We start from the raw sequence: 26,507 nt of genomic DNA on the forward strand, positions 1-26,507 counted from the left end.
CTGAATCTGCCGGTCCGGCCCTTAGTTCAGTTCTTCCATGCGCAGGCGCGTCACGTCGGACAGCACGGTCTGCAGCGCCTCGATCTTGGCGATCGCCGCGTTGACGTGCTTCTCGCGCGTGATGTGGGTCAGGATGATGATGTCGGTCTGCGGCTCGCCTTCGCGCGATTCCTTCTGCAGCATGGCGTCGATCGAGATACCGCCTTCGGCCAGGATGCGGGTGATCTCGGCCAGCACGCCGGTCTCGTCGGCCACGCGCATGCGCAGGTAGTACGAGCTGTTGATCTCTTCGATCGGCAGCACCGGCACGCTCGACAGCTCATCCGGCTGGAACGCCAGGTGCGGCACGCGGTGGTTAGGGTCGGCGGTATGCAGGCGGGTCACGTCGACCAGGTCGGCGATCACGGCCGAGGCGGTCGGCTCGGCGCCGGCGCCCTTGCCGTAGTAGAGCGTCGCGCCCACGGCGTCGCCCTGCACCAGCACGGCGTTCATCGCGCCTTCCACATTGGCGATCAGGCGCGAGGCCGGCACCAGCGTCGGATGCACGCGCAGCTCGACACCGTCGTCGCGGCGGCGGGTGATGCCCAGCAGCTTGATGCGGTAGCCCAGTTCCTCGGCGTACTTGATGTCGACGGCCGAGAGCTTGGTGATGCCTTCCACGTGGGCCTTGTCGAACTGCACCGGCATGCCGAAGGCGATCGCGCTCATCAGCGTGACCTTGTGCGCGGCGTCGACGCCTTCGATGTCGAAGGTCGGGTCGGCTTCGGCATAGCCCAGCTGCTGCGCTTCCTTCAGGACCACGTCGAAATCGAGGCCCTTGTCGCGCATCTCGGACAGGATGAAGTTGGTGGTGCCGTTGATGATGCCGGCGATCCACTGGATGCGGTTGGCGGTCAGGCCTTCGCGCAGCGCCTTGATGATGGGGATGCCGCCGGCCACCGCGGCTTCGAAGGCGACGATCACGCCCTTCTTGCGCGCGGCTTCGAAGATCTCGTTGCCGTGCACGGCCAGCAGCGCCTTGTTGGCGGTGACCACGTGCTTGCCGTTCTCGATCGCCTTGAGCACCAGCTCGCGCGCGATGCCATAGCCGCCGATCAGTTCGATGACAATGTCGATGTCGGGGCGGCTGACCACCTCGTTGGCGTCGCTGACGATCTCCACTTCTCCGTTGGTCAATTCGCGCGCGCGTTCGGTGTTGAGATCGGCCACCACGGCAATCTCGATGCCGCGGCCGGCGCGGCGACGAATTTCTTCCTGATTGCGCTTGAGCACGTTGAACGTGCCGCTACCGACGGTACCGATGCCGAGCAGGCCAACTTTGATGGGGTTCATGGACAATCTTCTGAGTTGCTAAGGATGAATTGCGGCGCGGCCCGCGAAAATCAGGCCGCTGCCTTGCCGTGGCGTTTTCGGTACGCCTCGAGGAAGCGCGCGATGCGGCTGATGGCCTCGCGCAGGTCTTCCTCGTGCGGCAGGAACACGATGCGGAAATGGTCGGGCTTGGCCCAGTTGAAGCCCGAGCCCTGCACCAGCAGCACCTTGGACTCCTGCAGCAGTTCGTAGATGAACTCCTGGTCGTCCTGCACCGGGTACATCGACAGGTCGAGCTTGGGGAACAGGTACAGCGCCGCCTTGGGCTTGACGCAGGTCACGCCCGGAATCGCGGTGATCAGCTCGTAGGCCAGGTCGCGCTGGCGGCGCAGGCGCCCGCCTTCGTTGACCAGGTCGTTGATGCTCTGGTAGCCGCCCAGGGCGGTCTGGATCGCCCACTGGCCCGGCACGTTAGCGCACAGGCGCATCGACGACAGCATGTTCAGGCCTTCGATATAGTCGATGGCCGGGCGCTTGTCGCCCGACACCACCATCCAGCCGGCACGGTAGCCGCACGAGCGGTAGTTCTTCGACAGGCCGTTGAAGGTCACGGTCAGCACATCGGTCGAGAGCGAGGCGATCGAGGTGTGGGTGTAGCCGTCGTACAGGACCTTGTCGTAGATCTCGTCGGCATAGATGATCAGGCCGTGCTCGCGCGCGATGGCGACGATCTCGAGCAGCAGTTCGTCCGAATACAGCGCCCCGGTGGGGTTGTTCGGGTTGATGATGACGATGGCCTTAGTATGCGGCGTGATGCGGGCGCGGATATCGGCCGGATCGGGCATCCAGTCGTTGGACTCGTCGCAGATATAGTGCACCGGCGTGCCGCCCGAGAGGCTCACCGCAGCGGTCCATAGCGGGTAGTCCGGCGCCGGCACCAGCACTTCGTCGCCGGCATTGAGCAGCGCGTTGACGGCCATCACGATCAGTTCGGAGGCACCATTGCCCACATAAATATCGTCCAGGCCAACGCCTTCGATATTTTTTTGCTGGGTATAGTGCATGATCGCCTTGCGTGCGGCGAAAATACCCTTGGAATCAGAATAACCTGCCGAATTTGGCAGGTTTCGCATCATGTCCTGCTGAATCTCTTCCGGCGCATCAAAGCCGAACACGGCCAGGTTGCCGATATTCAGCTTGATGATCTTGTGCCCTTCTTCCTCCATCTGCTTGGCCTTTTCCAGCACCGGTCCGCGGATGTCGTAGCAAACGTTATTGAGTTTGTTGGATTTCTGGATGGGTTTCACGGCGATGTCGGGCAAGCGTAGCGTGCCGCGCAGGCGGCACCGGACTGGGAATCTGGGCGAATCTGAATTAATGCCGAAGCCCCGTGCGGAAGCCCCGCGCCGAGGCGCCGTCCGCTGCAATGCAACGCGAACGTGGCAGACAGGGAGGCAAAAGCTATAATTTATCGGATTATGACAGACTTCGGCAGGGATTCTTGCATTGCAGCGTGCGCTTGCCGCGCGTACGCCAGGCGCCTGCGCACTGTCGTCCATCTTGTCGTCCACACCGTACCCGCCCGGGGTGCCGGCCATCCGCCCCACGGGCCGGCCCGCCAGCCCGTGGCGGCCGCCGCAGAGGCCTCCAAGTGAAACTCCACGCCGACCAGCCCCAGTCGCTCAATACCGTCACGGCCTACGGGCCGGGATACATCGAGATCAACCTCGTCCGTCACACCAACTCGGTCCTGGTCATGCCCGAGGGCGAAGTACGGCCCTGGCCGGTCAGCCGCTTCGAAGACCTGGAGCCCGCGCATTTCGAGCAACTGGTGGAACTCGGCCCCGAAGTGGTGCTGCTCGGCACCGGCTTGCGGCTGCGCTTCCCGCACCCGCGCCTGACCGCATCGCTGTCGCGCCGTCATGTCGGGGTGGACGCCATGGACCTGCAGGCCGCCTGCCGCACCTACAACATCCTGATGGCAGAAGGGCGCAAGGTGGCGGCGGTGCTGTTGCTCGAACCCGAAGCCGCCTGACCTTTGCAAAAGTTGAGCCGGCGCCACGCTTGAAGTCCGGCAGGGCGCCCCAATCTGCCCCGCCAAGGTGGCAGCCCCCTCACCCGATTCTCCCGATCCCCTGCCCCCTCCCCCAGGAGCCACAAGCATGACCGTCAGTCTGAACAAGGCCGTACCCGACTTCAGCGCGCCGATGACCGGCGACGCCACCTTCCGCCTTGCCGACTACCGCGGCAAGACGGTGGTGCTGTACTTCTACCCGAAGGACAACACGCCGGGTTGCACCACGGAGGCCATGAACTTCCGCGACCAGTACGAGGATTTCCAGAAGGCCGGCGTGCAGGTGTTCGGCATCTCGCGCGACAGCATCCGCTCGCACGAGAACTTCAAGGCCAAGCTTGAACTGCCCTTCGAGCTGATCTCGGATGCCGACGAAGCCGTGTGCACGTTGTTCGATGTCATCAAGATGAAAAAGCTTTATGGCAAGGAGCACCGGGGCATCGAGCGCAGCACCTTCATCATCGACGGCAAGGGCATGCTGCGCCACGAGCTGCGCGGCATCAAGGTGCCGAACCATGTTGACGAAGTCCTGGAAATCGTGCGCGGGCTCTGAGGTATCGCGTCGGTATCGACCTTGCCTCGACACGGACGCCAAGCCGGACGTGCTGTGTCGCAACAAGCCGATGGCAAACCCAATTGCCAAACCCAAAACCTTCGGATACATTGGCCCGTAATGAGTTCAGATTCCGGATGCCACGCTGTTTCGACTCCCCGGCCCAGGCGGTTCGCGCCACAGGCCGGTAGCGGACCTGCCGTGTCGGCAGTCCACCAAAGAAGCTGCCGGATCCCAGCCGCCAACCCTGTTCAGCAGGCATGGCGGCTTTTTTGTTTGCAGCCGCGTCTGTCCTCATGCCTGTCCGCACCGGGAGCCTCGCGCATGCATGCCCCGGCCATCGGCCGCCACGCCGTCTCCGACGTATCGCGGCGTCGCGGCGCGGACACCCTCGCCCCCTTCTTGTCCCCCTGAAAGGAAAGCCAAGCATGCCGCTGCCTACCATGCCCGCCAAGCCTGCCCAATTGCTGGATCCGAGCGAGTTTGCTCCGGTCTCCGCGGTGCCCAAGGCCAAAGCCGCCACACAGGGCAAGAAACCTGTGCCGGCGCTCGAGCGTGTGGCATTGCTGGAAACCGGCGACACCGAGGTGCCTGAGGTCCAGGCCCGCGCCGCCGGTGGCACCCGCGCCCGCAGCACCGAGGCCCCGGCCGTGTCGACGCCTGCCGTCACTGCCGCGCCAGTCAGCCTGGTCAAGCCGTCCTCCGGCCCCACGCGCCGCGCCCGCAAGTCCGAAGGCCCGAGCAAGCTGTTCGTGCTCGACACCAACGTGCTGATGCACGACCCGGCCTCGCTCTTTCGCTTCGAGGAACACGACATCTATCTGCCGATGATGACGCTCGAAGAACTGGACAACCACAAGAAGGGCATGAGCGAAGTCGCGCGCAACGCGCGCATGGTCAGCCGCACGCTCGATTCGCTGGTGGGCGGCACCGACGGCGTGCTCGACGAAGGCCTGCCGCTGGCCAAGCTGGGTAACCGCGACGCGCAGGGCAAGCTGTTCTTCCAGACGCGCCTGAACGACATCAAGCTGCCTGAAGGCCTGCCGCAGGGCAAGGCCGACAACCAGATCCTGGGCGTGGTCAGCGCGCTGCAGCAGCAGTACCCCGAGCGCCAGGTCGTGCTGGTGTCGAAAGACATCAACATGCGCATCAAGGCACGCGCGCTGGGCCTGCCGGCCGAAGACTACTTCAACGACCAGGTCCTGGAAGACAAGGACCTGCTCTACGCCGGCGTACTGCAGCTGCCCGGCGACTTCTGGACCCGGCACGGCAAGGGCGTGGAAAGCTGGCAGGATCCGAAGTCCGGCGCCATGTTCTACCGGCTCACCGGCCCGCTGGTGCCGTCGTTCCTGGTCAACCAGTTCGTCTACCTGGAACCGGTCGACGGCAGCCTGCCGCTGTACGCGCAGGTCAAGGAGATCAATGGCAAGACCGCGCTGCTGCAGACGCTCAAGGACTACACGCACCACAAGAACAATGTGTGGAGCGTGACCGCCCGCAACCGCGAGCAGAACTTCGCGCTCAACCTGCTGATGAACCCGGACATCGACTTCGTCACGCTGCTTGGGCAGGCCGGCACCGGCAAGACCCTGCTGGCGCTGGCTGCCGGCCTGGAACAGGTGCTGGACCAGAAGCAGTACAACGAGATCATCGTCACGCGCGCCACGGTGCCGGTGGGCGAAGACATCGGCTTCCTGCCCGGCACCGAGGAAGAGAAGATGCAGCCGTGGATGGGCGCGTTCGACGACAACCTCGAGGTGCTGCAGAAGAGCGACGACAGCGCCGGCGACTGGGGCCGCGCCGCCACGCAGGAGCTGATCCGCTCGCGCATCAAGGTCAAGAGCATGAACTTCATGCGCGGGCGCACCTTCGTCAACAAGTTCGTCATCATCGACGAGGCTCAGAACCTGACGCCCAAGCAGATGAAGACGCTGGTGACGCGCGCCGGCCCGGGTACCAAGATCATCTGCCTGGGCAATATCGCGCAGATCGACACGCCGTACCTGACCGAGGGTTCGTCGGGCCTGACCTATGTAGTCGACCGCTTCAAGGGCTGGAGCCACAGCGGCCATATCACGCTGGCGCGCGGCGAACGCTCGCGCCTGGCCGATCACGCCGGCGACGTGCTCTGACACTGGCAGCCTGCGGCGCGCCCTGCCGGTGGCGGGGCGCGCCCGCAGTGCCTGAGCGCCGCCGTCAACGACAAGCACTTTGGGGCTATGATGGCCCATGTTTGCCGTTGCCCCGCATCCCCACTGGAGGCGTCGATGAATATCCAGCATCTGCCCCGCAGGCATGTGCCTGCCATCGCCCGCAGCCAGCACAGGCAGCGCCTTGCGCTGGCCGTGCTGGCTGCCGCCGGCATCGCGCTGGCCGCGAGCTGGCGCCCGGCCCATGCCGCCGAAGAAGAAATGGTGATCCGCACCATGGGCCCGGTCAGCTACGTCTGCGGCGGTGTCGCCGAGGACGAGCGCCAGGCGCTGGCCGCGAAGGAAAAGGACTTCAATATAGGCATCCTGTTCATCCAGGGTGCAAACGGTGAATTCCTGTCGGACGTGGCGGTCAGGCTGGTGCGCGACGAGCAGGAAGTCGCCAGCTTCAACGCCGCCGGCCCGCGCTGCCTGATACGTGCGCCCGAAGGCAGCTACAATATCGAGGCCAGTTACAAGGGCCAGGCCAAGTCCATCAAGGTCAGCACCGGTACGCGCAACGCCCAGCTACGCTGGTAGCGGCAAGGCTTCCGGTGCGCCGGCAGGCCGGCGACCAGAAACCCAGGATGCCATTGCGCCGTACCCGAATCTCTTCCCATCCATTGCGTGCGCAGGGCCTGCTTGCCCAGGTCCGGCTGCCGCTGCTCTGCGCCACCGCCCTGTTGCTGGCGGCCTGCGCAAGTTCCCCGCCTTCGCGCCATGCCGGCCTGCCGCGCACGCCGGGCAAGCCCATGATCGATCCCAGCGCCGGACTGGAAGAGATTTCGATCCAGGCGATGTCGCTGGTCGGCACACCCTATCGCTACGGCGGCAATACGCCAGACTCCGGCTTCGACTGCAGCGGGCTGGTGCGCTACGTGGTGTCGCGCGCGGCCAATGTGAACCTGCCGCGCACGACCGAGGCAATGGGCGCCCGCGGCAGCTCGCTGGACCGCAGCGAGGTGGCATCCGGCGACCTGGTGTTCTTCAACACCACCGGCCGCGCCAATTCGCACGTGGGCATCTACGTCGGACAGAACCGCTTTGTCCATGCGCCGTCTTCCGGCGGCACGGTCCGGCTGGAGGACATGGGCAAGCCCTACTGGGCCTCGCGCTACAACGGCGCGCGCCGCGTGGTGGCGGCGGCCAACCAGCCACCCGCGTCGGTGGCACCCCCGGCAGCGCCACCGCTGCCTGAGCCCGCGCCGGCCCCCGCACCGCTTCCGGTCGACGACGATCCCATCGCGGCCTTCGCCAACCAGTGAAACGCCCAAACAAAAAGCCAGGCATCAGCCTGGCTTTTTGCTGGTACGGCGGCCCCTGCCTTACAGGATATGCCGCCCGATCCACCATGCGATCGCCGCCATGAAGGCCGATGCCGGAATCGTCAGCACCCAGGCCCAGACGATATTGCCGGCCACGCCCCAGCGCACCGCCGACATCTTCTGCGCAGAGCCGACGCCGACGATGGCGCCGGTGATGGTATGCGTGGTCGATACCGGCACGCCCAGCGCCGAGGCAAAGAACAGCGTGATCGCCCCGCCCGTCTCGGCGCAGAAGCCGCCGACCGGCTTGAGCTTGGTGATCTTCTGGCCCATGGTGCGCACGATCCGCCAGCCGCCGAACAGCGTGCCCATGCCGATGGCCACGTAGCAGCTGACGATCACCCAGGTCGGCGGCTGGCCGCCGGCCACCACATGGCCGCTGGCGATCAGCAGCATCCAGATGATGCCGATGGTCTTCTGCGCGTCATTGCCCCCATGGCCCAGGCTGTACATCGATGCCGACACCAGCTGCAGGCGGCGGAACCAGCGGTCCACGCGCGACGGCGGCGTGCGAAAGAAGGTCCAGCCCACAATCACCATCATCAGCGAACCGAGGATAAAACCCAGCAGCGGCGAGATCAGGATAAAGGCCACGGTTTTCAGCAGGCCGCTGCCCACCAGCGCACCGGTGCCGGCCTTGGCCACCGCCGCGCCCACCAGTCCGCCGATCAGCGCGTGCGACGACGACGAAGGGATGCCGTAGTACCAGGTGATGACGTTCCAGGCGATCGCCCCGACCAGCGCCCCGAACACGACGTAATGGTCGACGATACTGACATCGATCGTGCCGGTGCCCACCGTGGCGGCCACCTTCAGATGGAAGATAAAGATCGCGACGACGTTGCACATCGCCGCCATCGCCACCGCGTGGTGCGGCTTGAGCACGCCCGTGGAAACCACGGTGGCGATCGAGTTGGCCGCGTCGTGGAAGCCGTTCATGAAGTCGAACAGCAGCGCGAGCGCCACCAGCAAGGCGATCACCCACAGGCTCATTTGTATGGTCTGCATGCCGATTGCCGCCTCAGGCGTTTTCCAGGACGATGCCTTCGATGATGTTGGCGACGTCCTCGCACTTGTCGGTGATCGTCTCGAGCTGTTCGTAGATGGCCTTCAGCTTGATCAGGCGCTTGACGTCGGTCTCGTCACGGAACAGCTTGGACATCGCCGAGCGCATCACGCGGTCGGCTTCAGACTCGAGCTGGTCGATCTGCTGCGCGGTCTTCAGGATGGTGCTGGCGTTGCCCATGTCCTCAAGCAGGCCCACCGCGATCTTGACCTGGTCGCAGCACTGCACGCAGATGGCCGCCAGGCGCAGCGCCTCGTCGGTCAGGTTGGTCACGTCGTACAGCGAGATGGTCTCGGCCACGTCTTCCATCAGGTCCAGGATGTCGTCCATGGTCGTGATGAGCTTGTGGATCTCGTCGCGGTCCAGCGGCGTGATGAAGGTCTTGTGCAGCAGGTCGATGGTGTCGTGCGTGATCCGGTCGGCCTTCTTTTCGGTGGCCTGGACGCGGCGCGCATGGGCCTCGGCGTTGGGCAAGTCGTTGACCAGTGCCTGGAGCTCATGGGCGGCGGTCACCGCGCAGTCGGCATGCTGGTTGAAATATTCGAAGAACTTGCCCTCCGTGGGCATGAATCGGCCGAACATGGAATGTTCCTTGTGGCAGCGTGGTGACGCTGCTGATTGTGTTGCAGGATTGAGCGGGCGCGTTGCATGACAGTCGCGGGTGGTGACTGTCATCAAAGCGCAATATTTTACAGGGTTACAGGGACATTGCCCGCGAATTTGGCGCAAACAAGACGGCGCCGCACAGACGATTGCAGGCTGGCTTGACTTCGTCAGGTGTCGTTGTCGAAGAAAGCCGGGCCGCCGCTGAAGTTGTCGAACTTCGTGAACTGGCCCAGGAAGGTCAGGCGCACCGTGCCGATCGGGCCGTTACGCTGCTTGCCGATAATGATCTCGGCCGTGCCCTTGTCCTGGGAGTCCGCGTTATAGACCTCGTCGCGGTAGATGAACAGGATCACGTCGGCATCCTGTTCGATAGCGCCGGATTCGCGCAGGTCGGACATCACCGGACGCTTGTTGGGGCGCTGTTCCAGGCTTCGGTTCAGCTGCGACAGTGCAATCACCGGGCAGTTGAGTTCCTTGGCCAGGCCCTTGAGCGAACGGGAAATTTCGGAAATTTCCGTGGCGCGGTTCTCGCCGCCGCCGGAACCTGACATCAGCTGAAGGTAATCGATGATGATCAGGCCAAGCTGCCCGCACTGGCGCGCCAGGCGCCGCGAACGGGCACGCAGCTCCATCGGGTTCAGCGCCGGCGTTTCGTCGATGAACAGCTGGGTGTCGTTCATGCGCTGGATCGCATGCGTCAGCCGCGGCCAGTCTTCATCCAGCAGGCGGCCCGTGCGCAGCCGGTGCTGGTCGAGGCGGCCGACCGAGCCGAGCATACGCATGGCCAGCTGGGTGCCCGCCATTTCCATCGAGAACACTGCCACCGGCAAGCCCTGCTCCACCGCCACGTGCTCGCCGATGTTCAGCGAGAACGCGGTCTTGCCCATCGACGGGCGGCCGGCCACGATGACCAGGTCGCCCGGCTGCATGCCGCTGGTCATCTTGTCCAGGTCGATGAAGCCGGTCGGGACGCCGGTGACGTCGGTGGTGGAATCGCGGTGATACAGCTCGTCGATGCGCTCGACCACCTGGGTCAGCAGCGGCTGGATTTCCTGGAAACCCTTCTGGCCGCGCGAGCCTTCTTCGGCAATCGCAAAGACCTTGGATTCGGCCTCATCCAGCAGTTCGCGCACCTCGCGGCCCTTGGGCGCAAACGCGGCCGAGGCGATATCGTCGGCCGCCGTCACCAGCTTGCGCAGCACCGAGCGCTCACGCACGATCTCGGCGTAGCGGCGGATATTGGCCGCGCTGGGCGTGTTCTGCGCCAGCGAATTCAGGTAGGCCAGCCCGCCCACCTCCTCGGCCTTGCCAGCCACCTGCAGCATTTCATAGACCGTGATCACGTCGGCCGGCTTGGTGGCCGAGATCAACCGGGCGATGCTCTGGAAGATCATCCGGTGGTCAAAACGGTAGAAATCCGCCTCGGAGATGAAGTCCGCAATGCGGTCCCAGGCGGCGTTGTCCAGCAGCAGGCCACCCAGCACCGATTGCTCGGCTTCGATGGAATGCGGCGGGACCTTGAGGTTCTCGAGTTGGGGGTCGGCGACAGGCGCGTTCATGGGGAGGGATTATACCGGCGGGTGGACGCACTTCGCCGTACATTTGGCGACCGGGCCTGCAATGACAAGCGAACAACAAAAAAGGCAGGAGCCAGGGCTCCTGCCTTTCTTGCTTGCAGTGCTTGCGGTGCTTCAGCCGGCGCAGCGCGCCGGCGAGGCGGCACGTCCTTAGACGCTCTCGCCCACGACCGACACGGTCACGTCGACCACGACGTCCGTGTGCAGCGCGACGCTGACCGGGTGGTCGCCCACCATCTTCAGCGGGCCGTTCGGCATGCGAACCTGGGCCTTTTCCAGCTTGAAGCCTTGGCCAGCCAGGGCTTCAGCGATGTCGGCGTTGGTCACGGAACCGAACAGGCGGCCGTCCACACCCGACTTCTGGCTGATCTGTACCGTCAGGCCGTTCAGCTTCTCGCCTTCGGCTTGCGCGGCGGCCAGCTTCTCGGCAGCGGCCTTTTCCAGCTCGGCGCGCTTGACTTCGAATTCGGCGATCGCGGTTTGCGTAGCGCGGCGGGCCTTCTTGCCCGGGATCAGGAAGTTACGGGCGTAACCGTCCTTCACCTTGACGATGTCACCCAGGTTGCCCAGGTTGACGACTTTTTCCAGCAGAATAATTTGCATCGCATTCTCTCCTTAACGGACCTAGGGCCTGATCAGTTCTTGTGCAGGTCGGTGTACGGCATCAGCGCGAGGAAACGCGCACGCTTGATGGCCGTATCCAGCTGACGCTGATAGTGAGCCTTAGTACCGGTCAGGCGGGCCGGCGTGATCTTGCCGTTGTCGCCGATGAAGTCCTTCAGGGTGTCCAGATCCTTGTAGTCGATCTGTTCCACGCCAGCCACGGTGAAGCGGCAGAAGCGCTTGCGCTTGAACAGCGGGTTCTGTTGCTGGAAGCGCTTCTTGTTCTTGTTGTCACGTTTGACGAATGCCATGATTCAATCCTTTTCGAATGCTTTACATCCAGTGATGTGAAAGACGAGAGCCTTGCTGTTGCGGTGCCTGCGGGCCAGGAATCCTTCACAGTCGAGCAGCGTGCCGAGCGGCAACCGCTCCAGACGCTGGCCAACCTGTCCGATCCCCATCGCTGCGATTGCAAACTCGACCTGCCGCGGCGTTTGCGCCTCGACGGCCTCGCCGCTGTACTGCAGGATGCAGTTCACGACGGGGACCCCGGCCGGGGTATAGCGCAGGGCATCGCGTTCCGCCAGGGTGGCGGCAAGCCGAAGCTGGTTCAACGCGGGGCCTCTTGCTGGTTGCAATCCATGCTGCCATGGCTGACGCTGTCAGCCATGGCACGCACCGCAGTCCGCACTCAGGCGGCCTGGCCTTCGGTGGTCGTTTGCGCGGCCTTGCGGGCTTCTTCGCGCTGCACTTCCTTCATCATCGGCGAAGGTGCAGTCTCGGCCTTCTTGGTCTGCACGATCAGGTGGCGCAGGACGGCGTCGTTGAACTTGAACGCGTGTTCCAGTTCAGCCAGCGTTTCCTTGCCGCATTCGATGTTCAGGCAAACGTAGTGAGCCTTGGCCAGCTTCTGGATCATGTAAGCCATCTGGCGACGGCCCCAGTCTTCCACGCGGTGAACGTTGCCGTTCTGCGAGGTCACGAGCTGCTTGTAGCGCTCGATCATGGCCGGCACTTGTTCGCTCTGGTCCGGGTGGACGATGAAGACGATTTCGTAATGACGCATTGACGCTCCTTTTGGATTAGCCACCCGGGCGTCACGAGTCCGGTGTGGCAAGGTTGAATAGCCTTACATTATAGCGCGCGTATCGGCAAGTGCGCAAGCCGCTGTTTACACAGGCAAATCAGGCGTTGGCAATCAAGGCCTGCAGCCTCGCCGGATCCCGCGCCAGCCCTGCGTCGGCTGCTAGCGCCATGGCCAGCAGCACGCGCGCCTTATAGGGATTGAGGTCCGTTGCGGAAACAAAAGCCCCATCCGCCGGGCTGAGCTGGGGCGGAATCGCCACATGGCCGGCCCCGGTGCGGGAACTGCGCACCACGGCCACACCCGCGGCAGCGGCATCGGCCAGCGCCTCGGCCAGCACCTCATGCACCGAGCCATTGCCAGCGGCAGCCACCACCAGTCCGGCGACGCCCGCGCGGACCAGCGCATCCACAGCCACCCTGCCCGGCTGGGCGTAGCTGGCCACGATCTCCACCACCGGCCACGCCGTCGGCATCGGCCCAATCACCCAGGCCGCGCGCGGCGCGCGCGCGAAGCGCACGTAGTCATCCTGCACGAAACCCAGCGGCCCGCAGGCCGAGACAAAGGCATCGACCGCCGACGTGTGGGCCTTGGCCACATCCCGCGCAGCGTGGATCTGCTGGTTCAGCACCACCAGCACACCCTTGCCGCGCGCATCGGGATGAGCGGCCACGCGCACCGCATCCAGCAGGTTCAGCGGGCCATCGGCCGACAGCGACGTCGATGGCCGCATTGCCGCCGTCATCACCACGGGCACCGGACACGATTGCGTCAGGTGCAGCGCCATCGCGGTTTCTTCCAGTGTATCGGTGCCGTGCGTGATCACGATGCCGGCCACGTCGGGCTGCGCGGACCAGTGCTCAACCCGCGCCGCCAGCGTTTGCCAGAGCATGAAGGTCATGTCTTTGCTGTCGACCTGGGCCACCTGCTCGGCTTCGATGCGGGCCGCCGACTGCAGCGCGGGCACCGCTGCCAGCAACGACGACACCGGCACGGTCGCCGCCTGGTAGCGAGCGCTGCTGGCGGAGTTGCCGGCCGCGCCAGCGATGGTGCCGCCGGTGGCAAGTACGACGATGCGAGGCAATTGGGTCATGGAGGCGTGCAAAGAAAGTGGGAAAACAGGAATGCCGATTGTAACGGGCGCGCCCCGCCTCGCCGCGGGCCCGCGCTGGCGATCCACAAATCCATCCATGCGACACGCCCCAAAAATTCTGCTTGCGCTCAGGCCGATACTGTATAAAATCACAGCATACTGTTTAAACATACAGTGCCTGGCCAGCCGGATGCAGGATAAAGGATCGACCGATCCCTTACCCGGAATCCCCGCGGCCCCGCACGGAATGGCGATCCCATGGCGACCCTGACACCCCGGCAGCAGCAGATTTTCGATCTGATCCGCAACACGATCCGCCGCACCGGCTTTCCGCCCACGCGCGCCGAAATCGCCGCAGAATTCGGCTTCTCATCGCCCAATGCCGCAGAAGAACACCTGAGGGCGCTGGCACGCAAGGGCGTGATCGAATTGACCCCGGGCGCCTCACGCGGCATCCGCCTGAAGGTGGCACGCAGCGATTCGGAAATGCCTGACCAGTTTTCGTTGCCGATGGCCGGCGTGATGCAGCTGACGCTGCCGCTGGTGGGCCGCGTTGCTGCCGGCAGCCCGATACTCGCCGCCGAGCATATCGACCGCCAGTACCAGGTCGACGCCTCGGTCTTCGACGAACGCCCCGATTACCTGCTGCGCGTGCGCGGCCTGAGCATGCGCGATGCCGGCATCCTCGATGGCGACCTGCTGGCCGTGCGCCGCGCCAGCGAAGCCGCCAACGGCAAGATCGTGGTGGCGCGCCTGGGTGATGACGTGACCGTCAAGCGCCTGCAGCGGCGCGGTGGCCATATCGAACTGATCGCAGAAAACCCGGACTTCACCAACATCATCGTGGAGCCTGGCGAGGAGTTCTCGCTGGAAGGCATCGCCGTCGGTCTGATCCGATCTTCCGGCTTCTAGCCGGGCACCGCAGGCAGCGAGCCTGCGCGGGCCCACCCGCTTCCATTGCTTTGCAGACGCCACCCGGCTTGCCGGGTGTTGACCCCGCTTTGCCCAAAAGAGGTGCCACCATGCCGCAAATCCACCAAGTCGCCGCCCGTCGCCCGGTCAAGCCCGTGCCGTTCCGCCAGAGCAAGGGCGTACGCGTCTACCAGGGTACGCAGCGCCGCACCATGGTCGGCAGCATGGCGGCGATCTGCCGCATGCTTGAACTCGAAACCGCCGAAAAGCTGGCTGCCTGAACCCTGCGGGCGCAGCCCGCGTAGCCGTGGGCCCCGCCCTCAGCTACGCACACACGCCTTGGCTTCGGCTTCCAGCTCCTGCGGCGTCAGCTGCGGGAACCACGTATCGCTCTTGCGCAGTTCCAGAGCCGTACCATCCGGCTTCGCCGTCAGCGAAATCAGATAGGCGTATCGGTATTCACCCCCAGACGTGGTCTGGCCGATGCGGATCTCAGTCTGGTTCTTCGCCGGATAGTTGATGACCGCGGCGTCATCGCCCAGATTGTTGCGCAGGCATTTCGCAACATCGCCCATCGTTGCTGGCGTGAACAAGCGCATGGGCGCACGCGCGCGAATGTCCTTTTCAGAAGTACCGGTGGCACACCCTGCCACCATGGCTGCCATCGCTACGCCAATCACTGCCGCTCGAACAGACATACCATCCCCGGGGAATGCAAAACGGCGCCCTCGCGAGGCGCCGTTCTGGAAAATGCTTTGGGGTGGCTGATGGGACTCGAACCCACGACGACAGGAATCACAATCCTGGACTCTACCAACTGAGCTACAGCCACCGTAGAAGTCATCAGCGCGTTACGTTGCTGATCGACGAAAACCAAGATTATACAAACAGTTTTCCGGAATGGCTAGTATCCGGCACAATTTTTTTTAGATAAAAGCTCAGGTTCGGGACGGGCTCCACTTTGCCTCAAGCAGCACTGCCTGCTTGATGGCCTCGACGGTCTCGGCTTCGGTATCGAACTGCCCCAACAGGCGGCGCGACTTGCCGTTCAGCACGGCTTCCTGCAACGCCTTGCCCGCGGCTTCCGAAGTGCCGGGGTGCCAGCAGTAGCGTGCCGTCCATTTGCCGTCCTGCAGTTGCTCGGCAACCCAGACCACCCTGAAGTCTTCATAGACAACACCGAACGGCGCTTCGTTTTCCACGTTTGCTCTTTCCACGCTGCCCCCCCTGCCGGCATCGGTCCGCATGCCATGCCTTGTCTCGCCTGGGGCAAATGCGAGGGATCGTATCACGGCCGCCGACCAGGGCGCCCGGCCCGGCTGGCACCTTCGCGCATGCCGTCGATCGCTCGCGGAAATATGCTGTGCACAGCCCCTACCTCTGCAGGGTTCATGCCGCAAATGCGCGAAGCGATACTTGTGCCTGAGGGACATTGACCCCCCTCGACCTTCCCGTCAGGCGGCCCGCCCCATCGGGCCGCCTGCCTCTTTTTGGCCACCCTGCCCGCTCATTGCCGTGGCGCCAGCACCTGGCGATGGAACCTCGCGAGCGTATGCGAGCCCAATCGACGTCATCGACAAAATCGACACGTCAACGAACGCAGGGAACGGGAATGCAAATCAAGTGTAGATGGCCTGCGCGAATTCTTGCGCTGACAGTATTGGCGGCCTTGCTCGGCGGATGTGCTGGCGGCGGGGTCGACGGCAGGGAATCCAGCATCACGACATACGGCACGCTGGACGTAGGCATCAGCCATACGCGCTAGCCTGCCAGCGTGACCGATGGAACTCTTTACGAGGGCGACCGTCTAATTCCCTCGTCTGGCGCATGCAATGCGAGCGCGCAAAAAAAGAGTCCGCAGCGCGGACTCTTAAATTTAGCGATCTCAAATGCCCTGAAGGCGGTTGCACTGTAACTGTCATCCCGGCAATGCACCATACGGGTAAACGAAGAGCAACAAGCCTGGCGTAGCAGCAAGAAAGCGCCGACAAAAAAAAGCCCGCCGAAGCGGGCTAATAATCAGTTGAAGAAAGCCCTGTATTCGAGGGCAGGCACAGTGTATGGAAGTGCCCTGCCTCAGCGAATTAGGGGAATCCCTTTCCTGGCGCCGGTTTCCGGGCGATCAGGCATTGCAAGTGCGGCGCGCGGTACCCCCGCGCAGCCATGCACATTTTCACGATTTGAAGTTAGAACGCGGCCTCGGCAGTGCGCGCGCGGGCCACGCTCGCTTACGCGGCAAGTGGCTCTTGTGTCTGCGGCCGCAAGTGCGCGCGCGCCTCTTCGAACAATGCATTCACATCGGCACGCGTGCGTGCCGCATTCATGCGCTTGGCATCCGACAGCACGCGGCGCCAGCCGCGCCCGCCCGCAATTCCACGATGCAGGCCGAGCATGTGGCGCGTGACCGCACCCATATATCCACCCCGCTCCACCAGGTCGCCGATATAGCGCTGCATCGCCAGTTCGACGTCGAGCCGCGACGGCGTCGGCGCACTCGCATCGCCATAGAAGCGCGCATCCATTTCGGCCAATACATAGGGCTGATGGTATGCCTCGCGACCGATCATCACGCCATCGACGTGCTCGAGGTGGGCCGCCATCTCGTCATAGCTGACGATGCCGCCGTTGATCAGGATCTCAAGGCCCGGAAACTCCTGCTTCAGCTGGTACGCCACCTCATAGCGCAGCGGCGGAATCTCACGGTTTTCTTTCGGGCTCAGGCCCTTCAGGATCGCATTGCGCGCGTGGACGATAAACGTGCCGCAACCCGCCTCGGCCACCCGGCCGACGAAATCACGAACGAAATCGTAGTGCTCGATCTTGTCGATGCCGATGCGATGCTTGACGGTGACCGGGATGTCCACCGCTTCGCGCATCGCCTTGACGCAGTCGGCCACCAGTTGCGGCTCTGCCATCAGGCAGGCGCCGAAGGCCCCGCGCTGCACGCGCTCGGATGGGCAGCCGCAGTTCAGGTTGACTTCCGCATAGCCCCATTGCTGGCCCAGCTTGGCCGCCATGGCAAGATCGGCCGGCTCGCTGCCGCCCAACTGCAGCGCGACCGGGTGTTCGGCCGCATCGAAATCCAGATGGCGCGGGACGTCGCCATGCAGCAGCGCGCCGGTGGTCACCATCTCGGTGTACAGCCAGGTGTGGCGGCTGAGCTGGCGGTGGAACATGCGGCAGTGGCGGTCGGTCCAGTCCATCATCGGGGCTACAGATATTCTGCGAGCCCTTATATTTCCTTGTTTCCCGCCTGTAGCCTCAGTTTCCGGGGTGCCGTGAGTGCGTTCCATTTCCTGCCGATTCCGCCTATTTCGTCCAATTTTTCCGTCCCAAGCGCTACGATTTAGCACCATCTCAACTTTTGTAGCGCCGAGAATATGGGGACGATCACGCAGCGCGTGCGAAAGGACGGAAGTATAGGGTACACCGCGCAGGTTCGCCTGAGCCAAGGCAGCGCCGTCGTGTTCAACATGGCGCACCTGAGCCCGGTCTTCTCTATCGCCCAGCCGGCATGGGGGTACCCGCTCAACGAGCAAGCCATGGCGGATGCATGCAAGGTGCTCGGCAAGCTTGGAGGCATCAGTCGGTCGAAACGACAATAAGCCACGCAGGGATAGCCACCCTGAAGAAAATGACCGATGGCGATTCCGGTCAGCGCGCTATACTGTATATCCATACAGTACTCATCCATGCCCCCGCCATGTCGCCCGAACCTGCAAACTGCCCCATCTGCGGCGCTGCCGCTGAGCGCACTCGCGCCCCATCTCATGGCTACCTCTACCATTGCCCGAGCTGTGGCGCCTTTCTCATCACCAACAGCGCACTAGTCCGTAGGAAGGACATTCCGAGTTCCACCCGGGAAAATGTCCGGCTGTTGCGGGCTTATGGCCACCAGCCGCAGATCGAGGTTTCTCGGGACGGCGTGCGCGTCGTCGCCGGTCGGAGCTGAGCATGGGCAACAGCAAACGCGCGGCAGGCTGCCATCTTCCGGCCACACCCCCCAAGCCGTTCCCCGCTCCCGGCGCAAACGGCATCCTCGGTCGAGTTCAGGGGCACTACATTGCCGCTGGCCTGCAGACGCTGCCTCGTGCCACGCACGACGGGCCCAGCCACCATGAGGTCCTGGTCGAGGCTGGGCACCTCGGCACCGTCCGGCTTTTCATCGAGAAGGAGCTGGCCCGCCACAACCGACACAGCCACTACTACTGGTCGGCCTATCGGGCTGAGCCAGCTGAAGAGCAACAGCACGGCTAGGCCAACTACCCCCGGGAAACCCGCTCGCAAGCACGCTTCCGCAATCCGGGTAGCGGTGGCGTACTCGGCCAGTGCATTGTTGATGCGAGGGGCGTTGTCCAGTGCTCCACAACTTCCGGTGGTGCCGCCGGATTTGACTCAAATGGAGTAGCAGCGTGTGAAGCTGGCTGCCGGCCCGGTAGCGGCACTATGTGCAGCATGCCAAAGAGTTAGTTGGGCTCAGCCCATCAGGCTTACTCGTTCATCCGACAGAGCTCAGGATGCCTGACGGCCGACCGCGATCACGCTCGGGCGTCCTTTAGTGTCGTCGATGCGTGGAAGGATGCCCGAAGCAATGCTCTGCCTAACCGCGGCTTTCAGCTCAGCAACATCCCAACGCCCCTGTTCGATGGCGCCCAGCGCATCGCCAGCGACTGCGAATCGCCCGCCACAGGCAGCGCAACGGTAAATGCGGCTGCCATGCAGGGGATCTTGTCGGTCGAGCCAGCGTCGCGCCAACGCGGTGCATAGCAAGCAAGGTACGGCTTCGGTTGTACTCACAGCCTAACCTTGGTCGATTGCCCAACCCGCCTGAATGCCGGCCCAGCGTGTTGCAACCGATTTTCGGCTAGGGCGCGCATTATGGAATGCATGCCTCATCGCCCTACTCGGGTGGCCAGCGCAAAAAATGCGAAGACCGCCGGCATGCACTTGGCCAGTACCCCAAAGGCGATCAACTCCCTAAATAATGGCACCCGCAGCAGCCATGGGACCCATAGTTCAGGGGTCAGCATTAGGGACAGCAAGACATAAGTGGTCAATCCTGAGGCATATGGGCGCATGACCGTGTCCTCGTAGTCGCAGTAGTGTCGACTTAAGTTTCAATTGAGAAACATCCCTTTGGAGGGTAGAACTGTTCGCAAGACAACAGAACCAACCGGCGCAGCCGGGGGGCAGCGCCCCCCTAATTAGAGGGATGTCCAGAATGAGGGATAGCGTCATGCTGACGGAAGCGCGCGGATGCGACTCACGCGCTTCCACTTTCCGCCCTCGCCAACCCTGGCCGAGGGCTTTTCTTTGGTCGAACGGCACCTGATACCCGCCCCCGTTCGCCGCGCGGAGACTGGCCGCATCCCACCTGGAGATTAGGCGACGGGGGGGGCGGTGCCGCCGGAGAGATTCAAGCGGCCCGGTCAACGTTGGCATCTTTGCCTACGACTCTTCGAATAATTTGGTCGGGCAAACAATGACTAGCAGCAGTACCACAAATGCACGGAACCGGGGCGGATGCGCACGCCTTCGTAACCTGGCACGCCCACGGGAGTTACAGGCTACCGCGTCGAGGTTCGCAGCGCCCCGCCCCGGCAGTATCAGCGCGGCGCAGTCCGCTCGATCCAGCCTGCAAACGTCGTCAGAAATTTGCCGAGAAAGCCCTTGGTCGATTCATTGGCGATCGCGCCCTGCTCGTCAAGCAGCTTGTCGACGCCGCTGATATACGCCTCAGGCTGCTGCAGCATCGGGACATTGAGGAACACCATCGACTGGCGCAGGTGCTGGTTGGCACCGAAGCCACCGATAGCGCCGGGCGAAGCGCTGATGACGGCGCCAGGCTTGCCGTCCCAAACGCTGCTGCCGTAGGGCCGCGAGCCCACGTCGATGGCGTTCTTCAGCGGCGCGGGCACGGAGCGGTTGTATTCCGGGGTCACGAACAACACGGCGTCGGCGCGGCGGACGCGGTCGCGGAACGTGGTCCAGGCCTGGGTAGGTTTGTCGTCCAGGTCCTGGTTGTACAACTGCAGCTCGCCGATCTCGACAATCTCCAGCCTGAGCTGCGGCGGCGCCAGCGCGATCAGCGCCTTGGCCAGCTTACGGTTGTATGACTCCTTGCGCAGGCTTCCCACCAGTACAACGACATCACGAGGATTGCTCATTGCGACTCCTTTGACTGTGCGAACGGAATGACGCGGACGGCGCACGCGACCAGGGTTGGCCTGGCCCTGTGCGCCGGTCCAGCCGCAACTCTACCCGAGTCGGCGCCGGCGTGTCCTGCGCAGGAATCGTCAGGCAGCGATGCCCAGCGACGCCAGCGGATGCTCCCCGGCGCGCCACGGGCTTTCGAAGAACGACAGCACCTTCTCTCGGCCGACATCATCAAGCCGGGCGTGTTGCCAGTGCGGCTTGTGATCCTTGTCGACGGCGAGCGCGCGGATACCCTCGACACCATCGCCCTTACGGAACACGTAGTACATCATGTCCAGTTCCATGCGCAGCTCGTCTTCGAGCGACATGCTGCGCGCACGGCGGATCTGCTCCAGCGTCACGCACAGCATCAGCGGCGAGCGGCTGCGCAGCATGGCGGCGGTTTGCGCGGCCCAGTCACCCGCGGCGTCGCTGACGGCGGCAAGGATGTCCGGCATGGTGTTGCCCGCGAACAGGCTGTCGATCTGCGCCGACAACCCGCCCAGCGTGCTTTGCGCCGGCACGCAGTCATCGCGGTGCGCAGCGGTAAAGCCTTCGATGTGCGCCAGCACGGCGTCGCCGCTGGCAAACTGCTGTGTGCGCAGCGAATCGACCAGTTCGGCCAGCCGGTTGCCCGGCAGATAGGCGTCGGCCAGCCCGGCGTAGAGCGCGTCGGCGGCATGGATCACGGTGCCGGTCAGCCCCAGGTACTCGCCGATGCGGCCCGGCGTGCGCGCCAGGAACCAGCCGCCGCCCACATCCGGGAACAGTCCGATATTGGTTTCCGGCATCGCCATCTTGGTGCGATCGGTGACCAGGCGCAGCCGCGCCCCTTGCGAGATACCCATGCCGCCGCCCATCACCACGCCGTCCATCAGTGCGATATAGGGCTTGGCGTAGCGGTGGATCAGAAAGTTCAGCGCGTATTCCTCGACAAAGAACTGATCGAGCAGCGGATCGCCTTCGTGCACAGCCTTGTGGAAATAGCGGATATCGCCACCGGCGCAGAAGGCCTTGCCGCCGGCACCGGCGACCACCACTGCCACCACCTCGGGCGCGGCGGCCCAGGTCTGCAGCGCCTGGGTGATGGCGCGGATCATGTCGAGCGACAGGGCGTTGAGCGCCTGCGGGCGGTTCAGCGTCAGGTATCCGATGCCACCGCGTACCTCTGTCGTGACGAATTCAGTCATGTCGTACTCCTCCAATGCAACTCGCGATTTTACGCCAGTCGCATTGGCAAGCGCACCCCTGCGGGCAGCTTGCGGCGCATGCGCCCTGCACCATCAGGCCAGCCGGAACGTCGCCACCAGCGAGGTCAGGCGCTGCGCCTGGTCTTCGAGCGCCGCCGCCGCCGCTGCCGCCTGCTCCACCAGCGCCGCATTCTGCTGCGTCATGCTGTCCATCTGCGACACTGCAACGTTGACCTGCTCGATGCCATTGGACTGCTCGTCCGAGGCAGCGCTGATATCGCCGATGATGGCGCTGACGCGCTGCACCGCATCGACGATGTCCTGCATCGCCCGGCCGGCGTCATCGACCAGCCCCGAGCCTTCACGCACATTGGCCACCGAGGCGCCGATCAGCGCGCGGATCTCCTTCGATGCGCCGGCGCAGCGCTGCGCCAGGTCGCGCACATCGCCGGCCACCACGGCAAACCCGCGGCCGTGCTCGCCGGCACGCGCGGCTTCCACTGCCGCATTCAGCGCCAGGATATTGGTCTGGAACGCAACCTTCTCGATCACGTCGATGATGTCGACGATCTTGCCCGAGCTGGCATCGATCGATTGCATGGTGTTGACCACGCGCAACACGGCCTCGCTGCCGCGCTCGGCCAGGGTCGCGGCATCCGTTGCCAGCCCGCGGGCCTCGCGCGCGCTGTCGGCATTCTGGCGCACGGTACTGGTCAGTTCCTCCATGCTCGAGGCGGTCTCTTCCAGCGAAGCCGCCTGCTGCTCGGTGCGCTGCGACAAGTCGGCGTTGCCGCTGGCGATCTGCTTGCTGGCCGAGGCGATCGCGTCCGCGCCGCCGCGCACGTCGCCCACCATGGCCACCATGGCTGGCCTGCATCCGGCCCAGCATGCCGAGCATGCGCGCGGTCTCGTTGCGCGCTGACTCGTCGGCCAGCACCTCGCCGCCGGAGGCTGCGACGCTCAGGTCGCCACCCGCGATCTTCTCGAAACGCCCGATCGCCGTATCCAGGGGCTGGACGATCGAACCGCGCAGGCGCCATGCCACCACGGTGCTGAAGGCCAGGCCCACGGCCAGCACACATGCCGACAGCGTGAACAGGTTGCGGTAGCGTTGCTGCGACGCCTCGTAGACCTGCTTCGCGCTGGCGACCTGCAGCTTGTTCAGTTCGGTATTGACGGCGGTGAAGGCGATGTCGAGCCGCGGGATGGTTTCGAGCACGGCCTTCATCATGCCATCGCGGTCGCCGGCGTGCAGCGCGGCGATCATGGGCGTGACGCCCTGCTTGAAGAGCGCATCGCGCTTGGCGGTGACATCCTCCACCGCCCTGGCTTCGTCAGCTGAGCGCGGCAAGGCGAGATAGGCCTGCCAGGCTCTCTCGGAATCGCGCGCAAAGCCTTCCGCGGTCGCGGTGCGCGCCTTGGCATCGGTGGGGTCCGTGGCGAAGGTCGCCTGGTCCAGCAGTACGCGCACCAGCAACTGGTTCGAACGCGCTTCGGCCAGGTTGACCGCGGCCGACAGGTGCTGCCCATAGATCTGGTGCGTCGCCTCGTTGCTGCGCGACATGCCGAACCAGCCCACTGCGCCGACAATCAACAACAACAAGTTCGTGACGATAGTGAGGAACCACAATCTGGCTCCGATGGTAGTGTTCTTGAACATGAAGGCTCCGGGGGAAAGGGGAATCGGGGAAATCGGGAGCGCGCGCCGCGCTGCCGCCCTGTTCAACTACGGCGCGCTGGCTGCGTCCTTTACCGGTATTCACCGCCTTCACACGCGTGACAGAATTGCGTGGCAGTACGGCAATCCACCATGTGGCGGATGCGCCGCGAAACCCCCGCGCGGCGCCGTTTGGAGGAACCCCTCGTAGCAATTCCATGCGGAATATGCAAACTGGCGAGATGAACACTGAATCGCTCGATCCCGGACTCGTGCTGCTGGCCTTTGCGCCAGTGTTCCTGCTGACCATTGGCGCCGAGGCCCGGTACTGGGCCCGCCGCGACCCGACCGCCTACAGCCTGCGCGACACCGTATCCAACGCGGCACTGGCGCTGATGCACCAGGCGTCGGATGCGTTCTTCCTCTGGCTGATGATCCGCACGGTCTACACGTGGTGCTACCAGCACGGGCTGCACGCCATGCCGGAGACCATGTGGTCATTCGCGCTGTTGTTGCTGCTGCAGGACTTTCTCTATTACTGGTTCCACCGCGCCAGCCATCGCGTGCGCTGGCTGTGGGCTTCGCACGTGACGCACCATTCGTCGGAAGGCATGAATTTCTCGACAGCGTTCCGGCAGAGCCTGACGTATCCGCTCTCAGGCATGTGGCTGTTCTGGATTCCGCTGGCGTGGATCGGCTTCACGCCGGACTGGGTGATCCTGGCAGTAGGCCTGAACCTGACCTTCCAGTTCTTCGTGCATACGCGGCTGGGGCAACGCAGGCCGCTGATCGAGTCGCTGCTGAATACGCCATCGGTTCATCGCGTCCACCATGCGAAGAACCCGCAGTACATCGACCGCAACTACGCCGGTGTGCTGACGATCTGGGACCGCCTGTTCGGCACCTTCGTCCCCGAGCATGAGGCACCGGTGTACGGCATCACGCGCCAGGTGCGCACCCATAACCCGCTGACGCTGACTTTCCACGAATGGCGCGACATGTTCACCGATGCCTGGCGCGACCGCGACCCGCGCTACCTGTGGAAGCCGCCCGAGTGGCGCAGCCCGCGCGCACCGGCGCTCGAAGTCGTGCCTGGCGCGCAATAGCCATCGCCTTCACAAGTTTCCGAAGGAACCAGACTGTTGATTTCTGCGCAGAAAATACGAAATTGACCCGCCGCCGGCACCGGCATTTACTTCCATCCGGTGCCCGTGCCGATGCAGCGCGTTGCTGCGCATCGTAGCGATCCTCGACAGGGGCAGGCAAAGCACGCGATGTGGAGATCGCGGCAATGGCGTGCGCATGGTCGAGATTCACCGCCGTAACGACGGACCCGCTCGCGGTGGCCGCCGCCGCTCATTTGCTGCCCTGCCCTGCCCTGCCTATGCGCAGAAGGCCATCTCAGGCGATGGCATCGCACAGATCGACCTGCGGCAGCCTGCGTCGTTCAGCACCTATACCGTCACCGGAGACCCGGCCTCCACGGACGTGGCATTTATCGGCAGCGCCTTCGTTGCGGATACCGATGCGGTCACCGACGGCGGTTCCGCCAGGTCCTATGTGTTCCGTAATCGCGGCACGATCCGCACCAGTGGCACCAAGTGAGCGGGGGTCTTGCTCGGCTCCGCCGACGCGGGCAGCACGGTGGTCAATACCGGCCTGGTCGAAAGCGACAGCACTGGCGATGGCATCCGTATCCGCGGCATGGCGGGAGTAGTGCGAAACCAGGGCGGCGCCATCCACGGCGGCACCACCGGCGTGCTGCTGGAGCGCGGCGGCACGGTGACGAACCTGGCCGGCTCGGTGATTGGCGCCAGCAGCGGGCACGGCATCAGCGTCGTGAACGATGGCGGCAGCGTCGCCAATGCGGGTGCGATCTCGGGGGGGCTGATCGGCGTTCTGCTGGACAGCGGCGGCAACGTGGCCAATGGCTCGACGGACGGCGGCGCCACCGTCGCCACCGGTGCGGAGATCTCCGGCGGCACGTACGGGCTGTGGATCGGCGGCAGCGGCGGCAACGTGGTCAACTATGCAGGCAGCACGATAAGGGGTAACGGCAATGCAGGCGTCATGATAGCCGGCGCGTCCGGCACGGTCGACAACCGTGGCACCATCGACGGCCTGAAAGACGGCATCCGGCTGGAAAGCGGCGGCACGGTCATCAACCGCGGCATCGTGCGTGGCGGCACCACTGCCGGCATAGCGCTGGCCAACGGCGGCACGCAGGAACACCTGGGCGGCCAGATCGTGGCGCAGCGCGGCAGCGGCGTGCAGGCCGCCGGCGGCGCCATCATCGACAGCCACGCCACCATCGAGGGCGCGCCCAATGCGGTGCAAGCGCGCCAAGGGCAGCGTGCAGGGCTGGAGCATCGGCGCCTAAGGCACCTGGTACCAGAACGACGAGCACAAGCTCGGCGCTTATGTCGACACGTGGCTGCAGTACGGCTGGTTCGACAACAAGGTGGAAGGCGACGGCCTGCCGACGGTCGGCTATGGCGCCAACGGCTGGGCCATCTCCGGCGAGACCGGTTATGCGTTCCCGTTGCGTGGTGGATGGGTGGCGGAGCCGCAGGCCCAGCTCGTCTACGTGAAGTACGGCGCCGATGACGTCAGCGAGCCCAACGGCACGCGCATCACCGGCGCCGACTCCAGCGGCGCGGTCACGCGCGTGGGTGCGCCCCTGCACCGCACTTTCCTGCGTGTCGACGGCCGCAAGATACAGCCATACGCGACGCTGAACTGGTGGCACGCCGGCATCGACAGCAATATCTCGTTCAACCGCTTGCCGCTCGGCAGCCTGTACACGTCCAACCGCTTTGAGCTCAAGCTCGGCATCAACGCCGACATCGGCAAGCGCTGGAGCGGCTGGGCCAATGTGGCCGGCGCGTGGGGGGCACAAAGTTTCTATCAATACGCGCTGCGTGCCGGGGTGAAGTACGCATGGTAAGCAGGTGCCTCATTACCCCACCGCCAACAAAAAACCGCGCTCACGGGCTAATGCCGTTCAGTTAAGTCTGAACGGCATTTTTCTTTGCAGGGGTTGTAAACAAGGTGTCGAGCTGTTAACTTGCC

27 protein-coding genes, 1 tRNA gene and 1 pseudogene are annotated in these 26,507 nt (G+C 64.2%); 12 read left to right on the plus strand and 17 right to left on the minus strand.

Annotated features, from left to right (window positions below):
* Window positions 1-21: 21 nt before the first annotated feature.
* Complete coding sequence (locus AC3WL8_RS25915; RefSeq protein ID WP_013957130.1) at window positions 22-1,332, minus strand: homoserine dehydrogenase; 1,311 nt, start codon at window positions 1,330-1,332, stop codon at window positions 22-24.
* A 50-nt stretch (window positions 1,333-1,382) separates the two neighbouring features.
* Window positions 1,383-2,618 carry a pyridoxal phosphate-dependent aminotransferase gene (locus AC3WL8_RS25920; RefSeq protein WP_211979849.1) on the minus strand — a complete coding sequence of 412 codons (1,236 nt, stop codon included), beginning with the start codon at window positions 2,616-2,618 and terminating at the stop codon, window positions 1,383-1,385.
* A gap of 344 nt (window positions 2,619-2,962) precedes the next feature.
* Between AC3WL8_RS25920 and AC3WL8_RS25925 the strand changes: the two genes are divergently transcribed.
* From AC3WL8_RS25925 to AC3WL8_RS25945, 5 genes are all read left to right on the plus strand, one after another.
* Entirely contained in the window at window positions 2,963-3,346 is a 384-nt protein-coding gene (locus tag AC3WL8_RS25925; RefSeq protein ID WP_211979850.1) for an Mth938-like domain-containing protein, read from the plus strand.
* A gap of 127 nt (window positions 3,347-3,473) precedes the next feature.
* Complete coding sequence (locus AC3WL8_RS25930; protein ID WP_013957133.1) at window positions 3,474-3,938, plus strand: peroxiredoxin; 465 nt, start codon at window positions 3,474-3,476, stop codon at window positions 3,936-3,938.
* Window positions 3,939-4,366: 428 nt separating this feature from the next.
* Window positions 4,367-6,070 (plus strand): PhoH family protein, encoded by a 1,704-nt coding sequence (locus tag AC3WL8_RS25935; RefSeq protein ID WP_211979851.1) that lies wholly within the window; start codon window positions 4,367-4,369, stop codon window positions 6,068-6,070.
* A gap of 135 nt (window positions 6,071-6,205) precedes the next feature.
* Window positions 6,206-6,667, plus strand: coding sequence for a hypothetical protein (locus AC3WL8_RS25940; protein WP_013957135.1), 462 nt, complete (start codon window positions 6,206-6,208; stop codon window positions 6,665-6,667).
* 47 nt (window positions 6,668-6,714) lie between these two features.
* The gene (locus AC3WL8_RS25945) at window positions 6,715-7,392 is read left to right on the plus strand and encodes a C40 family peptidase (RefSeq protein ID WP_211979852.1); all 678 of its coding nucleotides are present in this window, start codon (window positions 6,715-6,717) and stop codon (window positions 7,390-7,392) included.
* Between the two features lie 60 nt (window positions 7,393-7,452).
* On the opposite strand, the gene AC3WL8_RS25950 is transcribed toward AC3WL8_RS25945, so the two are convergent.
* The 8 genes from AC3WL8_RS25950 to AC3WL8_RS25985 all read right to left on the minus strand — a co-directional run bounded on the left by AC3WL8_RS25950 (window position 7,453) and on the right by AC3WL8_RS25985 (window position 13,481).
* Window positions 7,453-8,460, minus strand: coding sequence for an inorganic phosphate transporter (locus AC3WL8_RS25950; protein WP_013957137.1), 1,008 nt, complete (start codon window positions 8,458-8,460; stop codon window positions 7,453-7,455).
* A gap of 13 nt (window positions 8,461-8,473) precedes the next feature.
* Window positions 8,474-9,100, minus strand: a complete 627-nt coding sequence (locus AC3WL8_RS25955) for a DUF47 domain-containing protein (RefSeq protein WP_010809517.1) — start codon at window positions 9,098-9,100, stop codon at window positions 8,474-8,476.
* Between the two features lie 191 nt (window positions 9,101-9,291).
* On the minus strand, window positions 9,292-10,683 hold the full coding sequence (locus AC3WL8_RS25960) for a replicative DNA helicase (protein WP_013957138.1): 1,392 nt from the start codon (window positions 10,681-10,683) through the stop codon (window positions 9,292-9,294).
* A gap of 168 nt (window positions 10,684-10,851) precedes the next feature.
* The gene (gene rplI / locus AC3WL8_RS25965) at window positions 10,852-11,304 is read right to left on the minus strand and encodes a 50S ribosomal protein L9 (RefSeq protein ID WP_013957139.1); all 453 of its coding nucleotides are present in this window, start codon (window positions 11,302-11,304) and stop codon (window positions 10,852-10,854) included.
* Between the two features lie 32 nt (window positions 11,305-11,336).
* Window positions 11,337-11,615: a 30S ribosomal protein S18 gene (rpsR, locus tag AC3WL8_RS25970; RefSeq protein ID WP_006163606.1), complete on the minus strand. Its 279-nt coding sequence runs from the start codon at window positions 11,613-11,615 to the stop codon at window positions 11,337-11,339.
* Between the two features lie 3 nt (window positions 11,616-11,618).
* Window positions 11,619-11,918, minus strand: coding sequence for a primosomal replication protein N (gene priB, locus AC3WL8_RS25975; RefSeq protein WP_013957140.1), 300 nt, complete (start codon window positions 11,916-11,918; stop codon window positions 11,619-11,621).
* Between the two features lie 77 nt (window positions 11,919-11,995).
* Window positions 11,996-12,370, minus strand: a complete 375-nt coding sequence (gene rpsF, locus AC3WL8_RS25980) for a 30S ribosomal protein S6 (protein ID WP_010809513.1) — start codon at window positions 12,368-12,370, stop codon at window positions 11,996-11,998.
* Window positions 12,371-12,488: 118 nt separating this feature from the next.
* Entirely contained in the window at window positions 12,489-13,481 is a 993-nt protein-coding gene (locus tag AC3WL8_RS25985; RefSeq protein ID WP_013957141.1) for an asparaginase, read from the minus strand.
* Window positions 13,482-13,739: 258 nt separating this feature from the next.
* On the opposite strand from AC3WL8_RS25985, the gene lexA reads away from it, so the two are divergent.
* Entirely contained in the window at window positions 13,740-14,393 is a 654-nt protein-coding gene (lexA, locus tag AC3WL8_RS25990) for a transcriptional repressor LexA (protein WP_013957143.1), read from the plus strand.
* Window positions 14,394-14,503: 110 nt separating this feature from the next.
* A complete protein-coding gene (locus AC3WL8_RS25995; protein ID WP_010809510.1) occupies window positions 14,504-14,674 on the plus strand; it encodes a hypothetical protein in 171 nt (56 codons plus the stop codon).
* Window positions 14,675-14,713: 39 nt separating this feature from the next.
* On the opposite strand, the gene AC3WL8_RS26000 is transcribed toward AC3WL8_RS25995, so the two are convergent.
* The 4 genes from AC3WL8_RS26000 to dusA all read right to left on the minus strand — a co-directional run bounded on the left by AC3WL8_RS26000 (window position 14,714) and on the right by dusA (window position 17,686).
* Entirely contained in the window at window positions 14,714-15,091 is a 378-nt protein-coding gene (locus AC3WL8_RS26000; protein WP_211979853.1) for a hypothetical protein, read from the minus strand.
* 58 nt (window positions 15,092-15,149) lie between these two features.
* A tRNA-His gene (locus tag AC3WL8_RS26005) sits at window positions 15,150-15,225 on the minus strand.
* A gap of 106 nt (window positions 15,226-15,331) precedes the next feature.
* Window positions 15,332-15,640, minus strand: coding sequence for a hypothetical protein (locus tag AC3WL8_RS26010; RefSeq protein ID WP_153953610.1), 309 nt, complete (start codon window positions 15,638-15,640; stop codon window positions 15,332-15,334).
* A gap of 981 nt (window positions 15,641-16,621) precedes the next feature.
* The gene (gene dusA, locus AC3WL8_RS26015) at window positions 16,622-17,686 is read right to left on the minus strand and encodes a tRNA dihydrouridine(20/20a) synthase DusA (protein WP_211982279.1); all 1,065 of its coding nucleotides are present in this window, start codon (window positions 17,684-17,686) and stop codon (window positions 16,622-16,624) included.
* Between the two features lie 87 nt (window positions 17,687-17,773).
* On the opposite strand from dusA, the gene AC3WL8_RS26020 reads away from it, so the two are divergent.
* Both AC3WL8_RS26020 and AC3WL8_RS26025 read left to right on the plus strand, forming a co-directional pair.
* Window positions 17,774-17,998 carry a hypothetical protein gene (locus AC3WL8_RS26020; protein WP_492379082.1) on the plus strand — a complete coding sequence of 75 codons (225 nt, stop codon included), beginning with the start codon at window positions 17,774-17,776 and terminating at the stop codon, window positions 17,996-17,998.
* 349 nt (window positions 17,999-18,347) lie between these two features.
* A complete protein-coding gene (locus tag AC3WL8_RS26025; protein ID WP_211979855.1) occupies window positions 18,348-18,650 on the plus strand; it encodes a hypothetical protein in 303 nt (100 codons plus the stop codon).
* 1,349 nt (window positions 18,651-19,999) lie between these two features.
* Here AC3WL8_RS26025 and AC3WL8_RS26030 read toward each other — a convergent pair.
* The 3 genes and pseudogenes from AC3WL8_RS26030 to AC3WL8_RS26040 all read right to left on the minus strand — a co-directional run bounded on the left by AC3WL8_RS26030 (window position 20,000) and on the right by AC3WL8_RS26040 (window position 23,438).
* Complete coding sequence (locus tag AC3WL8_RS26030; RefSeq protein ID WP_013957150.1) at window positions 20,000-20,560, minus strand: NADPH-dependent FMN reductase; 561 nt, start codon at window positions 20,558-20,560, stop codon at window positions 20,000-20,002.
* A gap of 129 nt (window positions 20,561-20,689) precedes the next feature.
* On the minus strand, window positions 20,690-21,778 hold the full coding sequence (locus AC3WL8_RS26035; RefSeq protein ID WP_211979856.1) for an enoyl-CoA hydratase/isomerase family protein: 1,089 nt from the start codon (window positions 21,776-21,778) through the stop codon (window positions 20,690-20,692).
* A 93-nt stretch (window positions 21,779-21,871) separates the two neighbouring features.
* Window positions 21,872-23,438: pseudogene (locus tag AC3WL8_RS26040) on the minus strand (methyl-accepting chemotaxis protein).
* A gap of 239 nt (window positions 23,439-23,677) precedes the next feature.
* Between AC3WL8_RS26040 and AC3WL8_RS26045 the strand changes: the two are divergent.
* The 3 genes from AC3WL8_RS26045 to AC3WL8_RS26055 all read left to right on the plus strand — a co-directional run bounded on the left by AC3WL8_RS26045 (window position 23,678) and on the right by AC3WL8_RS26055 (window position 26,382).
* A complete protein-coding gene (locus AC3WL8_RS26045) occupies window positions 23,678-24,541 on the plus strand; it encodes a sterol desaturase family protein (protein ID WP_211979858.1) in 864 nt (287 codons plus the stop codon).
* Between the two features lie 190 nt (window positions 24,542-24,731).
* The gene (locus AC3WL8_RS26050; RefSeq protein ID WP_492379081.1) at window positions 24,732-25,040 is read left to right on the plus strand and encodes a hypothetical protein; all 309 of its coding nucleotides are present in this window, start codon (window positions 24,732-24,734) and stop codon (window positions 25,038-25,040) included.
* An 829-nt stretch (window positions 25,041-25,869) separates the two neighbouring features.
* Window positions 25,870-26,382, plus strand: a complete 513-nt coding sequence (locus AC3WL8_RS26055; RefSeq protein ID WP_249221343.1) for an autotransporter outer membrane beta-barrel domain-containing protein — start codon at window positions 25,870-25,872, stop codon at window positions 26,380-26,382.
* The last annotated feature ends 125 nt before the right edge of the window (window positions 26,383-26,507 follow it).

It is taken from the genome of Cupriavidus sp. FW305-F7 (assembly GCF_058782875.1).

Bases quoted from the DNA above. Each gene is read 5' to 3' on its own strand.
- AC3WL8_RS25915 (WP_013957130.1), bottom strand. From the start codon at position 1,332: ATGAACCCCATCAAAGTTGGCCTGCTCGGCATCGGTACCGTCGGTAGC.
- AC3WL8_RS25930 (WP_013957133.1), top strand. From the start codon at position 3,474: ATGACCGTCAGTCTGAACAAGGCCGTACCCGACTTCAGCGCGCCGATG.
- AC3WL8_RS25935 (WP_211979851.1), top strand. From the start codon at position 4,367: ATGCCGCTGCCTACCATGCCCGCCAAGCCTGCCCAATTGCTGGATCCG.
- AC3WL8_RS25940 (WP_013957135.1), top strand. From the start codon at position 6,206: ATGAATATCCAGCATCTGCCCCGCAGGCATGTGCCTGCCATCGCCCGC.
- AC3WL8_RS25945 (WP_211979852.1), top strand. From the start codon at position 6,715: ATGCCATTGCGCCGTACCCGAATCTCTTCCCATCCATTGCGTGCGCAG.
- AC3WL8_RS25950 (WP_013957137.1), bottom strand. From the start codon at position 8,460: ATGCAGACCATACAAATGAGCCTGTGGGTGATCGCCTTGCTGGTGGCG.
- AC3WL8_RS25955 (WP_010809517.1), bottom strand. From the start codon at position 9,100: ATGTTCGGCCGATTCATGCCCACGGAGGGCAAGTTCTTCGAATATTTC.
- AC3WL8_RS25960 (WP_013957138.1), bottom strand. From the start codon at position 10,683: ATGAACGCGCCTGTCGCCGACCCCCAACTCGAGAACCTCAAGGTCCCG.
- rplI (WP_013957139.1), bottom strand. From the start codon at position 11,304: ATGCAAATTATTCTGCTGGAAAAAGTCGTCAACCTGGGCAACCTGGGT.
- rpsR (WP_006163606.1), bottom strand. From the start codon at position 11,615: ATGGCATTCGTCAAACGTGACAACAAGAACAAGAAGCGCTTCCAGCAA.
- rpsF (WP_010809513.1), bottom strand. From the start codon at position 12,370: ATGCGTCATTACGAAATCGTCTTCATCGTCCACCCGGACCAGAGCGAA.
- AC3WL8_RS25985 (WP_013957141.1), bottom strand. From the start codon at position 13,481: ATGACCCAATTGCCTCGCATCGTCGTACTTGCCACCGGCGGCACCATC.
- lexA (WP_013957143.1), top strand. From the start codon at position 13,740: ATGGCGACCCTGACACCCCGGCAGCAGCAGATTTTCGATCTGATCCGC.
- AC3WL8_RS25995 (WP_010809510.1), top strand. From the start codon at position 14,504: ATGCCGCAAATCCACCAAGTCGCCGCCCGTCGCCCGGTCAAGCCCGTG.
- AC3WL8_RS26000 (WP_211979853.1), bottom strand. From the start codon at position 15,091: ATGTCTGTTCGAGCGGCAGTGATTGGCGTAGCGATGGCAGCCATGGTG.
- AC3WL8_RS26010 (WP_153953610.1), bottom strand. From the start codon at position 15,640: ATGCGGACCGATGCCGGCAGGGGGGGCAGCGTGGAAAGAGCAAACGTG.
- dusA (WP_211982279.1), bottom strand. From the start codon at position 17,686: ATGGAACGCACTCACGGCACCCCGGAAACTGAGGCTACAGGCGGGAAA.
- AC3WL8_RS26020 (WP_492379082.1), top strand. From the start codon at position 17,774: ATGGGGACGATCACGCAGCGCGTGCGAAAGGACGGAAGTATAGGGTAC.
- AC3WL8_RS26025 (WP_211979855.1), top strand. From the start codon at position 18,348: ATGGGCAACAGCAAACGCGCGGCAGGCTGCCATCTTCCGGCCACACCC.
- AC3WL8_RS26030 (WP_013957150.1), bottom strand. From the start codon at position 20,560: ATGAGCAATCCTCGTGATGTCGTTGTACTGGTGGGAAGCCTGCGCAAG.
- AC3WL8_RS26035 (WP_211979856.1), bottom strand. From the start codon at position 21,778: ATGACTGAATTCGTCACGACAGAGGTACGCGGTGGCATCGGATACCTG.
- AC3WL8_RS26045 (WP_211979858.1), top strand. From the start codon at position 23,678: ATGAACACTGAATCGCTCGATCCCGGACTCGTGCTGCTGGCCTTTGCG.